Genomic DNA, 12,985 nt, shown 5'->3' with positions numbered 1-12,985 from the left:
AGGTCAGGTTGTCTCGTCCAGCAGGGCCCTCGCAAGTGGACTGTGTGTCACCAGGCCGTTCACCAGCCCGCTGCGGACCGCGGCGCGCACCGCGCCGACCTTGGCCAGTCCGTACGGGATCGCGATCACCTCGTCGATCGCGTCCATCTGCTCGGCGTTGATCGCGATCACCCGGTCGGTCACCCGGCTCTGCACCGCTACACCGTGCGCGTCGACGAACACCCCGGAGATGTCCGCGACCACGCCGCGGCGGAGCAACTGATCACACGCCTTCTCGTCCATCGCGTCGTACAGCGTGGACTGGTCGGCCGCCCAGGACCCGAGCCCGACCACGGCCTTGGTGACCGAGTCGAAGTGGCTGATCGCCTCCGCGACCTCCGGCTGCTGCCGCAACGCCCGCGCGGTCGCGGCGTCCGGCACGACCAGCGGTGCATAGAACAGGTACGCCGCTCCGCCGGACAGACGAGCGGTGTGCCGGACCAGCTCCACCGAGTTCGCCTCGACATCCGGGCGGGTCAACGCACCGGTCAGCTGGACGACGGGCACGGGAGCGAGTGAGGTCAGCTGCTCGGTCATCGCGGTGACCGCCCGGGCCCACGCGAGCCCGAGCACGTCGTCCGCGGTGACGATCTCGGACAGCAGGTCCGCGGCAGCCTTGCCGAGCTGGAGCCGCAGCGCGGCCGGGTCCTCCTCGGGAGTGTCCACCACGATTGCGCGACGCAGCCCGAGGGACTCCTGCAGGCGAGCGGACAGATCGAGGTCGATGGCGCCCGGATGGCTGATCTCGATCCGCACCAGCCCGCTGCTGCGCGCCTGGTCGAGCAGCCGCGCCACCTTGAAGCGGCTCAGCCGGAACTCGTCGGCGATCTCCACCTTGGACCGGCCGTCGACGTAGTACCGCCGCGCGATCGACGCCGTCAGCACGAGCTGTGCCGGACCGCCCGTCATGGGCTCCATAAGGCCTCCCCGCTCATATGAGCACTCCTGCGCACTAGTGTTGCACAGACTCTTGACAGGTCAAGGACGTTCCCGGTTCACTCGTGGTGTGAGCAGACGCGTGCTCAAATGAGCGGATCGAAGGAGCGGCTCGTGCCCGGACGAAGGCTTATGACTGTCGGGGTCGCACTCCTGCTGAGTGCGGTCAGCGGCTGCGCCGGCTGGGGCGGCGGCGCCGGTGGCGGCGGGACCGACAGCATCAACGTGCTGATGGTGAACAACCCGCAGATGGTCGACCTGCAGCAACTCACCGCCGACAACTTCACCAAGCAAACCGGCATCAAGGTGAACTTCACCGTGCTGCCGGAGAACGACGTCCGGGACAAGATCAGCCAGGAGTTCTCCAGCCAGGCCGGTCAGTACGACGTGGCGTCGCTGAGCAACTTCGAGATCCCGATCTACGCCAAGAGCAAGTGGATCGCGCCGCTGTCGGACTACATCGCCAACGACCCGTCCTTCGACCAGGACGACGTCCTGAAGCCGATGACACTGTCGCTGTCGGCCGACGACGGCAAGGTGTACGGCGAACCGTTCTACGGCGAGTCGTCGTTCCTGATGTACCGCAAGGACGTGCTGGCGGACAAGGGCGTCACGATGCCGGCCAAGCCGACCTGGCAGGAGGTCGCGGACATCGCGGCCAAGGTCGACAACGCCCAGCCGGGGATGCGCGGCATCTGCCTGCGCGGCCAGCCGGGCTGGGGCCAGATCTTCGCACCGCTCACGACCGTGGTGAACACCTTCGGCGGCACCTGGTTCACCCAGGACTGGCAGGCGCAGGTGAACTCACCGGAGTTCACCGAGGCGACCAGGTTCTACGTCGACCTGGTCCGCGCGCACGGTGAACTCGGCGCACCGCAGGCCGGCTTCACCGAGTGCCTGAACAACCTGATCCAGGGCAACGTCGCGATGTGGTACGACGCGACGTCCGCGGCCGGCTCGCTGGAAGCGCCGAACTCGCCGGTGAAGGGCAAGATCGGCTACGCGCCGGCACCGGTCGTGAAGACCGACAGCTCCGGCTGGCTGTACGCGTGGTCGTGGAGCATCCAGGAGGCCAGCAAGAAGAAGGACAACGCCTGGAAGTTCATCTCCTGGGCCTCCGGCAAGGACTACGAGACGCTGGTCGGCGAGAAGCTCGGCTGGTCCCGCGTCCCGGCCGGCAAGCGGGCCTCGACGTACGACAACCCGTCGTACCTGAAGGAGGCCGCGGCGTTCGCGACGCCGACCAAGGAAGCGATCGAGACCGCCGACCCGCGCAACCCGGGCACCCAGCCGCGGCCGGCGATCGGGATCCAGTTCGTCGACATCCCGGAGTTCCCGGACCTCGGCACGCAGGTCAGCCAGGACGTGAGCTCGGCGATCGCCGGGCGGATGAGTGTGGACGAAGCGCTGAACCGCGGGCAGGAGCTCGCCGACGACGTCGCCGAGCGGTACCGCTCGCGCGCAGCGAAGTAAGGGGAGCCGGTCATGTCTGTGGACGCCAAGCCCGACACCGCAACGCAACCGGGGCGCCGCCGCCAAGCGCCGCCGCCGGGTGCCGAAGCCACGATGATGCGCAGGGCCGGCGACTGGGCCCGGCGTGCACCGCTGATGCCGGCGCTGGTGTTCATGATCATCGTGACCCAGCTGCCGTTCGTGGTCACCATCATCGTGTCCTTCATGGACTGGAACGCCTACTACCCCGACGAGCGCGGGTTCGCCGGCATCGACAACTTCCGCCGGGTGCTGACCGACGCGAACACCCGGCACGCGATCTGGGTGACGGTGATTCTCACGGCCGGCGTCGTCCTGCTCAGCCTGGTCCTCGGGCTGCTGATCGCGCTGCTGCTGGACCGGAAGTTCCGCGGCCGGGGTGCGGTCCGGACGATGATGATCACGCCGTTCCTGATCGTGCCGGTCGCGGCCGCGCTGCTGTGGAAGCACGCGCTCTACAACCCGACGTACGGTCTGTTCAACGGCGCGCTGAAGTGGATCTTCGGTGACAACGCACCACAGCCGGACTGGATCAGCAACCAGCCGCTCTGGGCGATCATCTTCGCGCTGGTCTGGCAGTGGACGCCGTTCATGATGCTGATCCTGCTGGCGGGCCTGCAGAGCCGTCCGCTGGACGTGATCGAGGCGGCCGGCATCGACGGCGCCAACCAGTGGGAGATCTTCCGCTACATGACGCTGCCACACCTGCGGCAGTACCTGGAGCTGTCGGCGCTGCTCGGCTCGATCTACATCGTGCAGAACTTCGACGCCGTCTTCGTCATCACCTCCGGCGGCCTCGGGACGGCGAACCTGCCGTACACGATCTACCAGACCTTCTACACCGCCCACGACTACGGGCGTGCCTCGGCCGCGGGCGTGATCGTGGTGATCGGCACGATCATCATCGCGACCCTCGCGCTGCGGTCGGTGTCCACGCTGTTCCGAGAGGAGACGGGACGATGAGCGGGCAGGTCACGATCGTGACTGGTCGGAAGAACCGCGGCGGACTCGTGCTGAGCGGGGTGGCCTGGATCGTCGGCATCCTGTTCGTGCTGCCGGTGCTGTGGATGCTGCTGACGTCGTTCCACTCCGAAGAGGACGCGGCGAAGAACCCGCCGGACGTCGGCGCACCACTCACGCTGGACGGCTACCGGGCGTTCTTCGACTCCGGGCCGTGGCCGTCGATCGCGAACTCGCTGACCGCGAGCATCCTGTCCACCGCGTTCGTCCTCCTGCTCGCGTTCCCGGCGGCGTACGCGCTGTCGATCCGGCCGGTGAAGAAGTGGACCGACGTGCTGTTCTTCTTCCTGTCCACCAAGATGCTGCCGGTGGTGGCCGGCCTGCTGCCGATCTACCTGTTCGCGCAGTCGGTCAACTTCCTGGACAACATCTGGCTGCTGATCATCCTCTACACCTCGATGAACCTGCCGATCGCGGTCTGGATGCTGCGCAGCTTCCTGTCCGAGGTCCCGGTGGAGATCCTCGAGGCGGCGTCGGTCGACGGTGCTTCGCTGAGCCGGACGCTGCGGTCGGTGGTCGCGCCGGTGGTGACACCGGGCATCGCGTCCGCCGCGCTGATCTGCTTCATCTTCAGCTGGAACGAGTTGCTGTTCGCCCGAGTGCTGACCGGCACAGTGGCGCAGACGGCTCCGGTGTTCTTGACTGGGTTCGTGACCAGCCAAGGATTGTTCCTCGCCAAAGTCTGTGCCGCGTCCATCGTGGTGTCGTTGCCGGTGCTGATCGCCGGGTTCGCCGCCCAGGACAAGCTCGTCCAGGGTCTGTCGCTGGGGGCGGTCAAGTGACGGCACTGACCCCCACCGCGTTGGATGCTCTGGGCAACGACATCGCCACACCGGGCTACGACCGTACGGCGGTGAAGCCGGGCATCGTGCACTTCGGCGTCGGCGGCTTCCACCGGGCCCACCAGGCGATGTACCTGGACCGGCTGATGAACGACGGGAAGGCCCTCGACTGGGGCATCGTCGGCGTCGGCGTACTCCCCCAGGACAGGAGGATGTACGACGTCCTGTCCGCGCAGGACCACCTGTACACGCTGGTGATCAAGCACCCGGACGGGACGCTCGAGCCGCGCGTGATCGGGTCGGTCGTCGGCTACCTGTTCGCGCCGGACGACCCGTCCGCCGTCCTGGACCGACTCGTCGATCCGGCGACGCGGATCGTGTCGCTGACGATCACCGAGGGCGGCTACAACGTGAACCAGGTGACCGGTGAACTGGACACCTCCGACCCCGCGCTGGCCGCGGACCTGGAGCCGGGCGCGACGCCTGCGAGCGTGTTCGGGTTCATCGTCGAGGCGCTCGCGCGCCGGCGGGCGGCCGGAGTGCCGCCGTTCACGGTGATGTCGTGCGACAACATCCCGGGCAACGGTCATGTCGCCCGGAAGATGCTGGCGTCGTTCGCCCGGCTGAAGGATCCGGAAACCGCCGAGTTTCTGGAGACGGAGGTGCGGTTCCCGAACTGCATGGTCGACCGGATCACGCCGGTGACCACGGATGCCGACCGGGCCGCGCTGGCCGAGAGGTTCGGGATCGAGGACGGCTGGCCGGTGGTGTGCGAGCCGTTCACCCAGTGGGTGCTCGAGGACGACTTCGGTGGCGTCCGGCCGCCGTACGAGGATGTCGGCGTACAGATCGTGGGTGACGTCGAGCCGTACGAGCTGATGAAGCTGCGGCTGCTGAACGCGAGTCACCAGGCGCTGTGCTACCTCGGCTACCTGGCCGGCTACCGGTACGCGCACGAGGTGTGCCAGGACAAGCTGTTCGTCGACTTCCTGCTCCGCTACATGGACGACGAGGGGACGCCGACGCTGCCGCCGGTGCCCGGGGTCGACCTGGACCGGTACAAGCACCAGTTGATCGAGCGGTTCGCGAACCCGGAGGTCCGCGACACCCTGGCCCGCTTGTGCGCGGAGAGCTCGGACCGGATCCCGAAGTGGCTGCTGCCGGTCGTCCGTGAGCAACTGGCGGCCGGACGGAGCATCACACGGTCGGTGCTGGTGGTCGCGTCGTGGGCGCGGTACGCCGAGGGCGCCGACGAGCAGGGCGAACCGATCGAGGTGGTGGACCGGCTGCGCGACAAGCTGGTCGAGCGGGCACAGCACAACCGCGACGACCCGCTGCTGTTCATCTCGGACCCGGATCTGTTCGGTGATCTGGCGTCGAACGACGTGTTCGTGACGCAGTACACCGCCGCCCTGAAGTCGCTGCACGAGATCGGCGCACGCTCCACTCTCGAAGCCCTCTAATGTGGACGCATGACTGAGCTGAGGCTGGTTGCCGGGGTGGACTGCTCCACCCAGGCAACCAAGGTTCTGGTGTGCGACGCCGAGACCGGAGCGGTCGTGCGGGAGGGACGTGCGCCACACCCCGACGCCACCCAGGTGGATCCGGCGGAGTGGTGGAAGGCCTGGGAGATCGCGTCGGACGGGCTGCTCGACGGGGTGGAGGCGATCTCGGTCGGCGGCCAGCAACACGGCATGGTGCTGCTGGACGAGGCCGGCGAGGTCGTCCACCCGGCGGTGCTGTGGAACGACACCAGCTCCGCGGACGCGACCGTCGAGCTCGTCGAGGAGCTCGGTGGGCCGGGTGCCTGGGCCGAAGCGGTCGGGTCGGTCCCGGTGCCTTCGTTCACCGTGACCAAGCTGCGGTGGGTGCGGGACGCCGACGCGACTGCTCCCGGTGACGCGGCACGGCGCGAGGCCGCGGCCCGTGCGGCCGCGGTCGTGCTGCCGCATGACTGGATGACGCATCGGCTGGCGGCCGATCGGCACGGTATCGACGGCATCACCACCGACCGCGGCGACGCCTCTGGCACCGGCTGGTGGTCGCCCGCGACGAACAGCTACCGGCCGGACCTGGTCGAGCTCGCCTTCGGCCGCTCGCTGAAGCTCCCGCGGGTCGCCGGTCCGGCGGAGATCGTGGGCCACACCGCGTCCGGCGCCGTACTGGCCGCCGGCACGGGCGACAACGCGGCGGCCGCGCTCGGTCTCGACCTCCAGCCCGGCGATGTCGCGGTGTCCCTCGGCACCAGCGGTACGGCGTTCGCCCGCTCGACCCACCCGACCGCCGACCCGACCGCTCTGGTGGCCGGCTTCGCGGACGCCACCGGCGAGTACCTCCCGCTCGTGTGCACGCTGAACGCCGCCCGCGTCCTGTCCGCGACCGCCGAACTCCTCGGCCTGGACCTCGACGCCTTCAACGAGGCCGCGCTGACGTCGTCCGGCAGCAACGGCCTCGTCCTGCTGCCGTTCCTGGACGGCGAGCGTACGCCGGACCTTCCACACTCGACCGGGCTGATCTACGGCCTCACCCGCGCCACCGCCCAGCCCGCGACCATGGCCCGCGCCGCCGTCGAAGGCCTGCTGTGTGGCCTGGCCGACGCTGTCGACGCCCTCCGGGCTCAAGGCCTCCCGGTCCGCCGCGTGCTCCTGCTCGGCGGCGCCGCCCGGTCCCGTGCGGTCCAGGCACTGGCGCCTGCGCTCCTGGGTGCCGAGGTGATCCTCCCGGAGCCGGCCGAGTACGTCGCCTTGGGCGCTGCCCGGCAGGCGGCCTGGGCACTGTCCGGCGCCGATGCCCCGCCGACCTGGCAGGTCCCGGTCGGCAAGCCCGAGCCGTCGGTGATGTCCGACGCCGAGGCGGCGCAGGTCCGCGCCCTCTACGGCCAGGTCCTGACCAACACCGTCCCGCTGCTGTCCACGCCGTACAACCGGTAGCTCCCCCGCCCCGGGGCTGACCGGGGTGTAGCGGAGAATGTGGCGGTGAGTTCGCGTGTGGTGTTGCTGGCCGGGCCTTCCGGAGCAGGGAAGTCGCGGCTGGCCGAACTGGTCGGGCTGCCGGTGGTCCGGCTCGACGACTTCTACCGCGACGGCGGCGACGAGGCGATGCCGCGCTCCCCGCTGGGGATCGTGGACTGGGACGACCCACGCTCGTGGGACGGCGACCGCGCGGTCGCAGCCCTCGAGCAGTTGTGTACGACGGGCTCGGCGGAACTGCCGATCTACGACATCGCCGCGGACGGCACGGTCGGTCACCGGCCGGTCAGCACGCAGGGTTCGCCGCTGATCATTGCCGAAGGCATCTTCGCCGACCAGATCACCGGCCGGCTGCGCGAGCGCGGCCTGCTGGCCGCTGCCATCTGCCTGCGGCACCACCGGCTCGTCACCTTCGCCCGGCGGTTCCAGCGCGATCTGCGCGAACACCGCAAGCCGCCGTTCACCCTGCTCCGCCGCGGTCTGCTGCTGCTCCGCGACGATCCCCAGGTGGTCCGGCGCTGCATCGAAGCCGGCTGCGAACCCCTGCACCCGAAGGCCGCCCGGCGCCGGATCGAGACCTTGCTCACCGAGTCGCGATCCCTCTGATTCGCAAGGCGTTCGCCATTCGTTCACCTTGCTCTGATGACATCTGGCCCGAGACCTTCTGAAGCTCTCGGGGGCGAGAAGCCGGACGGAGAAACACCGTGACGCGGACTGCGCCAGGCGTTGCCGCTGTAGTGACCGCACTCCTGCTGGGGGTGACCGGCTGCGGGAACGACGCCGGAGCCACGGTCGGCACCGTGCAGACCCCGGCGGTGCAGTCCTCGGGGGCCGCGGTGCAGAAGGCGCCGAAGAGCGCACTGGCCGGACTGGTCGTTCTGCCCCGCGGCTACGTCGCCGATCCGCGCAGTGCTGCCGGACCGTTCACCGCGACTACGTTCCTGGCCAACTGGTCCGCCGTACCCGCTGTCGATCGTGCGCTGCTGCTCAACGCCGGCTTCGTCGACGGGTACCGCGCGTCCCGGGTCAGCGCGGACAAGAAGAAGCAATTCACCGTGCAGCTGTTCAAGGCGGCCTCGGCGGCCAAGGCGCAGACCTTGCAGCAGGGCTTCTGGGACCAGGACACTCACGAGCACTCGTTCGGTGTCCCGGGCGCGCTGAGCGACGGCAAGGTCCAGTACGACGGCGGCACCGGGCAGTCCGAGGCGATCGCGGAGGTGAGCTTCGTGGTGAACACCCTGGTCGTCCAGCTCAGCGTCCGCCAAGCCAGTGCCCTGGGCACCGATCCCAAGCCCGACACCGCGCTGCTCAAGACCATCGCCAGAGAACAACGAGCCCGCCTCACCACCAGCAAGAGCTGACCGCCGGCCCGGACCGGGCCGGCCTACTCGTCAGCCGGCGTGGCGCGAGCGCGGCGCCGTTGCGGGCAGGATGTCCTCGATGAGGGCCTCGGTCTCGGGGCTGAGGACCAGGCCGTACCGCTGGATGCGGTCGCCGAGGGCCTCGACGATCCGCTCGGCCGCCGCCGTACCGCCGTACCGGAACTCGGCGGTCAGGAGGTCACGCCACAGCAGGTCGGAGCTGTCGGCGAGGCGCAGACCGGCCTGTACGGCGCTCACGGCACCCGCCGCGTCGTCCGCGTTCATCGCCAGCTCCCACAGCCGGTGCGAGGCGTCGACGACGACGTCCGGCACCAGCCGCTCGAGATGCACCCGGGCGATCCACGAGTAGCCGCCGCGGGGACGGCCGCTGAGGAACGCGCCACGCACCAGATGCAGGCCCCGACGCAGCAACTCGCGCTCGTCCCGGACAGTCTGGGCGGTCCGGCTGCGTCGGGCCAGCTCGGTGAAGCAGTCCCAGTCGACAGCGACCTCCGGACCCAGCGCGAGCCGGCCCGAGGCGTCCTGGCGCAGGTGGTGACCGCCGACGGTGTCGGTGCCCAGCCACTGGCGCACCCGCTCCACGGCACCGTCGCGAACCTCGGGGGTGACCCCACGCGGCCAGACCGAGGCGCCGAGCACGCTCGGGTGCACGCCGCCGGGGTGCAGGGCCAGGAACGCCACGATCTCGGTGGCGAGCGGGACCCGCTCCGACTCCAGCCGGTTGGGTGCCCGGACGTCCAGGGGTCCGAGGACGCCGATCCGCACGGTCGCGGTCGACCAGCTCGAGTCGTCGCCGATCCGGCCGGTGCTGGGGAGCCGGACCCGGCTCGGCCCGGTCGGCGTCGGGGTCGGGGTCCGCGCGGCACCCAACAGCTCGGTGAGGGAGTCGACGGTCGGCTCGGACAGCCGGCTAGCCGACAGCGTCAGGCCGAGCGCGGGGATGCGCAACGTGCCCGACTCGTCGACTCGCAGCTGCCACCGTGCGCCTGGCACGGCACCGGCGACCATCAGGCCGAAGCCGGCCCTCGTCCGCGCCGCCAGCGCGCCCAGCCGGTTCGCGGTGTCCTCGCGCGGAGGTGCACCGAGTACGACGTACTGCGGGGCGGCGTCGGCCGAGCGACTCACCCGGCCGGCCAGCACCTCGGTCTCCACCGTGCCTCGCTCGAGGTCCGGGATGACCGCTTCGATGTCGTCCACCACCCGCAGGCGCTCGCCGAGCACGTCCTCGATCGCCTCCGGCAGACCGGAGGTCGTCACGCGCAGCATGTCGGTCCACGGGTTGGTCGCCAGCTGGACCGCGACCGACGTAGCGACCTCACGGGCCACCACCGGGTCGCCTTCCAGGCTCAGCGCGCCGCTGGCCGCCTCGAGGTCGACCAGAACGTCGCGGTCGTACTCGTCCCGGCCCAGGCAGACCAGGGCGGGGAACGGCGCGGGACCGGAGAGGTCGGTCGGGATGTCGGTCCCGGAGATCCGCCAGCGTCGGCCGTTGTCGATGTCCTGCCACGGCGCGGGCGGGTTGCCCTGGGCCGGCGCGAGCAGGAGCTCCACGCCGTCGTCGTCGACCAGTGCACCGAACAGTGGCGGCAACGGCTGACCGGCCGCCTCGCACTGCCGCACCAGCGCCCGCATCACGCGGTCGAGTGCGTCGGAGCGCTCGGGGTCGGCACCGACCCGCAGCGCCACCTCGGCTGTGGTGGCCGTTGCCTCCGGATCACGTCCGCGCCGCCGGTACCGCTCGATCAGCAGCAGGCCGAGCAGGCCCGCGCCGACCAGTCCGCCGCCGAGCAAGTCGGCGGGCAGCCGCCAGCGCGAGTCCTCCTGCGCGTCGCCGGCGTGGACCGCGTGGTGGTCCCCGGCGGTCGTCGTACCGGCTTCCTCGCCTTGCTGAATCGTCGGAGTCTGCGCGCCCTGCTCGACCGTCGAACCGGACTCCGTCGTGGTGGGGTTGCCGGGCTGCTCGGTGTGCGTCGTCACCGTGGCCGGCGGCGTCGCGGTCTCCAGCGGCACCCGGCTGACGCCGACGGCGTCCTCGGGCATGATCAGGTCCCACCCCGGCATGATCAGCCGGGCGAGGTGCAGGTGACTGCCGTCGGGCTGGACCCGCTCCTTGTTGAGCTCGTAGATCTCCTTGTACCGGCGACCGTCACCGAGGTGCTTCTCGGCGATGTCCCAGAGGCTGTCGTGGTGGTGCCCGACCGGTGCCTTGACCGTGTAGACCTTCTTGCCGGCCAGCGGATTGTTCTGGTTCGTCGCCGTCGTCGTGGTCGGAGCTCCGCCGAAGCGGTTGTGGTCGACCTGCGCGTTCTCCTCCGGCGCCGGCTGCTGCTGCGTCGTCGCGCTGATGGTGACCTGGGACTTGGTCTCCGTCGGCGCACTGGAACCGTGCCCGGTCGCCGCCGCGGCCTGGCCGGCCGCGATACCGGTCAGCAGCAAGGCGCTGACGAGGATGCGTGCGAGCCGCTGGCTGCCACCGCCGAGCGGGACTGCCACCGGAACACCACGGCCACGGACGGCACTGGCCATCTCGGCGATCACGCACACAACGAAGTGCAACCAGGCGATCCACACGACGGCGCGCAGCACCGTCAGCAGTGCGTCCACACCGATGGGTGCGGTCAGGTCCTCGCGACTCGGCCAGCCCGACGGCAACGGCGGCGGGCCGGTCAGGATCCACAGGGCCAGCGGTACGCCGATCACGAGAAGCAGGAGTGCGAGCGCGGCGAGCGCGGTCTGGCCGGCCGAGCGCGGTTCCGGCGGCCGTTCCTGGTGGAAGCGCGACGGGTCCGGTGGGCTCGCCACGAATCGGCCGGCCTTCTGCTGAGTCATGGGTGTCTCCTAGCCGATTCCGGTCTCGGGCTCGGCGACAGCGGTGCCGTGCACATCGAACTTGTTGATACCGACCAGACCGAGGATCGCGGTGTCCACGGTGGTGTCGGCGGATACGGTCACCTGGTTCCCGTTCACGGTGACCCGGATGTTGGTGTAGCCGCGCCCGGCGAGGAAGTTGGTGGCCACCGCGCGCGCCTGGCCGGAGTCGACCACCAGCTCGCCGCGGTCGCGCAGTGCGGCCACGTCGATCGCGTTGGCCCCGGCACGGGCGGCCTGCTCGGCGTCGTCGGTCAGCCGGCTGCGCTGGTTCAGGGCCAGGCCGCCGTCGACGACCAGCCCGGCGCCGACCAGCAGGACGGCGGCGAAGCCGAGCATGAAGACGGTGGCGGATCCACGCTCGCCTCGCGTCCGCCCGCGGGCGACGGCGTGACGAAGCCGCCGGAGCAGCCTGTTCATCCGGTCCTCCGGTACAGATCGATCGGGGCCGAGCTCTCGATCGTGACGGTCTTCGACCCGGGCAGCCCGATCAGGCCCAGACCGTCGTACGAGACCTGGCAGGTGATGCTGACGGTGATGGTCCCGCCGGACACGAAGTTCCCGCTCAGGGTGGCGTTCTGGCACTGGCCGACGTCCTGCAACTGCGCGTCGGCGGTGTCGACGGCGGTGGCCCGGGCGGCCGCCTCCGTCCGCTCCAGGCTGGCGGCGCGGACCGCGTCCCGGCTGGCCGCCTCGATGTCGCCGCGGACCGCGACGTACCGGCCGCCGGCCACGACGAGCATCATGAAGGCCATCATCACCGGTGCGAGCAGCACGATCTCCACCGCCATCGAACCGCGGTCGGTCCGGCGACGGCGGCGACGACCGGAGACGCGGCTCAGGTCAGTTGTCCGCACGGAACTCCTCCAGTGGGCCTTGCACGACCTGGGTGACGGTCGGTGGATCGAGGAACGGCGTGATCTTCTGCGCGTGCCCGGTGACCTCGACCCGCACCTGATCGGTGCCGACCGGTGTCACGATCACCTGCACGTCCTCAAGGATTCCCTGGCCGATGTGGTCGGTGTAGGCGCGGCCGGCGGCCTCCGCCTTGCCCCGGTCGAGCGACGTCCGGGCCACCCGCGCCGCCTCCCGGGCCGCGGCCGAGGCCGCCTGGTTGCCCAGGTAGATCAGCGAGAACTGGATGGTCAGGAAGATCGCCAGCATCAGGATCGGCGCATACAGAACGAGCTCGACGCTGCTCGCGCCGCGCTCGTCCCGCCGTGCACGGGTGCACCTGCCCCGGATCGCCCGGGCCCACCGCCGAACCGTCATCGCCGTCGGTCAGCCCAGGTCCAGGCTGTCGGCCTTTTTGGTCAGCTTGTCCAGGATGATCTTGCCGACGGCCAGCGCGACGCCGATGAGCAGCGCCGAGATCAGCACCCACTCGAGCGCCGACGCACCGCCCTCGAGCCGGCGGGCACGCTGGATGCGCGCGGCGATGAATACCCGCATGAACATGACGGTCGGGTTGTTGGGGTTGAACATCATCATTTTCCCT

Annotated in this window: 13 protein-coding genes; 7 read left to right on the top strand and 6 right to left on the bottom strand. The window is 70.1% G+C overall.

Translation table 11 applies throughout. The features are described 5' to 3' along the window. Positions 1-3: 3 nt before the first annotated feature. On the bottom strand, positions 4-957 hold the full coding sequence (locus tag ACGFH6_RS35660) for a sugar-binding transcriptional regulator (RefSeq protein WP_393393117.1): 954 nt from the start codon (positions 955-957) through the stop codon (positions 4-6). Positions 958-1,107: 150 nt separating this feature from the next. On the opposite strand from ACGFH6_RS35660, the gene ACGFH6_RS35655 reads away from it, so the two are divergent. From ACGFH6_RS35655 to ACGFH6_RS35625, 7 genes are all read left to right on the top strand, one after another. Next, complete coding sequence (locus tag ACGFH6_RS35655; protein ID WP_393393113.1) at positions 1,108-2,448, top strand: ABC transporter substrate-binding protein; 1,341 nt, start codon at positions 1,108-1,110, stop codon at positions 2,446-2,448. A gap of 12 nt (positions 2,449-2,460) precedes the next feature. Then, positions 2,461-3,429: a carbohydrate ABC transporter permease gene (locus ACGFH6_RS35650; RefSeq protein ID WP_393393110.1), complete on the top strand. Its 969-nt coding sequence runs from the start codon at positions 2,461-2,463 to the stop codon at positions 3,427-3,429. Beyond that, the gene (locus ACGFH6_RS35645; RefSeq protein WP_393393108.1) at positions 3,426-4,268 is read left to right on the top strand and encodes a carbohydrate ABC transporter permease; all 843 of its coding nucleotides are present in this window, start codon (positions 3,426-3,428) and stop codon (positions 4,266-4,268) included. Before ACGFH6_RS35650 ends, ACGFH6_RS35645 begins: the two co-directional genes overlap by 4 nt. Next, the gene (locus ACGFH6_RS35640; RefSeq protein ID WP_393393105.1) at positions 4,265-5,731 is read left to right on the top strand and encodes a mannitol dehydrogenase family protein; all 1,467 of its coding nucleotides are present in this window, start codon (positions 4,265-4,267) and stop codon (positions 5,729-5,731) included. Before ACGFH6_RS35645 ends, ACGFH6_RS35640 begins: the two co-directional genes overlap by 4 nt. A 9-nt stretch (positions 5,732-5,740) precedes the next feature. After that, positions 5,741-7,198, top strand: coding sequence for an FGGY family carbohydrate kinase (locus tag ACGFH6_RS35635; protein ID WP_393393102.1), 1,458 nt, complete (start codon positions 5,741-5,743; stop codon positions 7,196-7,198). 45 nt (positions 7,199-7,243) lie between these two features. Further along, complete coding sequence (locus tag ACGFH6_RS35630; RefSeq protein WP_393393100.1) at positions 7,244-7,843, top strand: uridine kinase; 600 nt, start codon at positions 7,244-7,246, stop codon at positions 7,841-7,843. A gap of 98 nt (positions 7,844-7,941) precedes the next feature. Then, the gene (locus tag ACGFH6_RS35625) at positions 7,942-8,598 is read left to right on the top strand and encodes a hypothetical protein (protein ID WP_393393097.1); all 657 of its coding nucleotides are present in this window, start codon (positions 7,942-7,944) and stop codon (positions 8,596-8,598) included. 30 nt (positions 8,599-8,628) lie between these two features. Here the strand turns inward: ACGFH6_RS35625 and ACGFH6_RS35620 are convergent, their stop codons facing one another. Genes ACGFH6_RS35620 through ACGFH6_RS35600 form a run of 5 tightly spaced genes read right to left on the bottom strand, consistent with a single transcriptional unit; the run spans position 8,629 to position 12,978 of the window. Then, positions 8,629-11,448 (bottom strand): BTAD domain-containing putative transcriptional regulator, encoded by a 2,820-nt coding sequence (locus ACGFH6_RS35620; protein WP_393393095.1) that lies wholly within the window; start codon positions 11,446-11,448, stop codon positions 8,629-8,631. A gap of 9 nt (positions 11,449-11,457) precedes the next feature. Continuing rightward, complete coding sequence (locus ACGFH6_RS35615; protein ID WP_393393092.1) at positions 11,458-11,907, bottom strand: TadE/TadG family type IV pilus assembly protein; 450 nt, start codon at positions 11,905-11,907, stop codon at positions 11,458-11,460. Further along, on the bottom strand, positions 11,904-12,344 hold the full coding sequence (locus ACGFH6_RS35610; protein ID WP_393393089.1) for a TadE/TadG family type IV pilus assembly protein: 441 nt from the start codon (positions 12,342-12,344) through the stop codon (positions 11,904-11,906). Before ACGFH6_RS35610 ends, ACGFH6_RS35615 begins: the two co-directional genes overlap by 4 nt. Continuing rightward, entirely contained in the window at positions 12,331-12,759 is a 429-nt protein-coding gene (locus tag ACGFH6_RS35605) for a TadE/TadG family type IV pilus assembly protein (protein WP_393393086.1), read from the bottom strand. Before ACGFH6_RS35605 ends, ACGFH6_RS35610 begins: the two co-directional genes overlap by 14 nt. Positions 12,760-12,768: 9 nt before the next feature. Then, positions 12,769-12,978, bottom strand: coding sequence for a hypothetical protein (locus ACGFH6_RS35600; RefSeq protein WP_238163343.1), 210 nt, complete (start codon positions 12,976-12,978; stop codon positions 12,769-12,771). Between the last annotated feature and the right edge of the window lie 7 nt (positions 12,979-12,985).

The organism is Kribbella sp. NPDC049227 (genome assembly GCF_043197265.1).
GTDB lineage: Bacteria > Actinomycetota > Actinomycetes > Propionibacteriales > Kribbellaceae > Kribbella.
The sequence above is the reverse complement of the archived record's forward strand: the minus strand, read 5'-3'. Positions and strand labels throughout refer to the sequence as shown.

Excerpts from the sequence above, each read along its gene's own strand:
- ACGFH6_RS35660 (WP_393393117.1), bottom strand. The coding sequence starts at position 957 with ATGGAGCCCATGACGGGCGGTCCGGCACAGCTCGTGCTGACGGCGTCG.
- ACGFH6_RS35655 (WP_393393113.1), top strand. The coding sequence starts at position 1,108 with ATGACTGTCGGGGTCGCACTCCTGCTGAGTGCGGTCAGCGGCTGCGCC.
- ACGFH6_RS35650 (WP_393393110.1), top strand. The coding sequence starts at position 2,461 with ATGTCTGTGGACGCCAAGCCCGACACCGCAACGCAACCGGGGCGCCGC.
- ACGFH6_RS35645 (WP_393393108.1), top strand. The coding sequence starts at position 3,426 with ATGAGCGGGCAGGTCACGATCGTGACTGGTCGGAAGAACCGCGGCGGA.
- ACGFH6_RS35635 (WP_393393102.1), top strand. The coding sequence starts at position 5,741 with ATGACTGAGCTGAGGCTGGTTGCCGGGGTGGACTGCTCCACCCAGGCA.
- ACGFH6_RS35620 (WP_393393095.1), bottom strand. The coding sequence starts at position 11,448 with ATGACTCAGCAGAAGGCCGGCCGATTCGTGGCGAGCCCACCGGACCCG.
- ACGFH6_RS35615 (WP_393393092.1), bottom strand. The coding sequence starts at position 11,907 with ATGAACAGGCTGCTCCGGCGGCTTCGTCACGCCGTCGCCCGCGGGCGG.
- ACGFH6_RS35605 (WP_393393086.1), bottom strand. The coding sequence starts at position 12,759 with ATGACGGTTCGGCGGTGGGCCCGGGCGATCCGGGGCAGGTGCACCCGT.
- ACGFH6_RS35600 (WP_238163343.1), bottom strand. The coding sequence starts at position 12,978 with ATGATGATGTTCAACCCCAACAACCCGACCGTCATGTTCATGCGGGTA.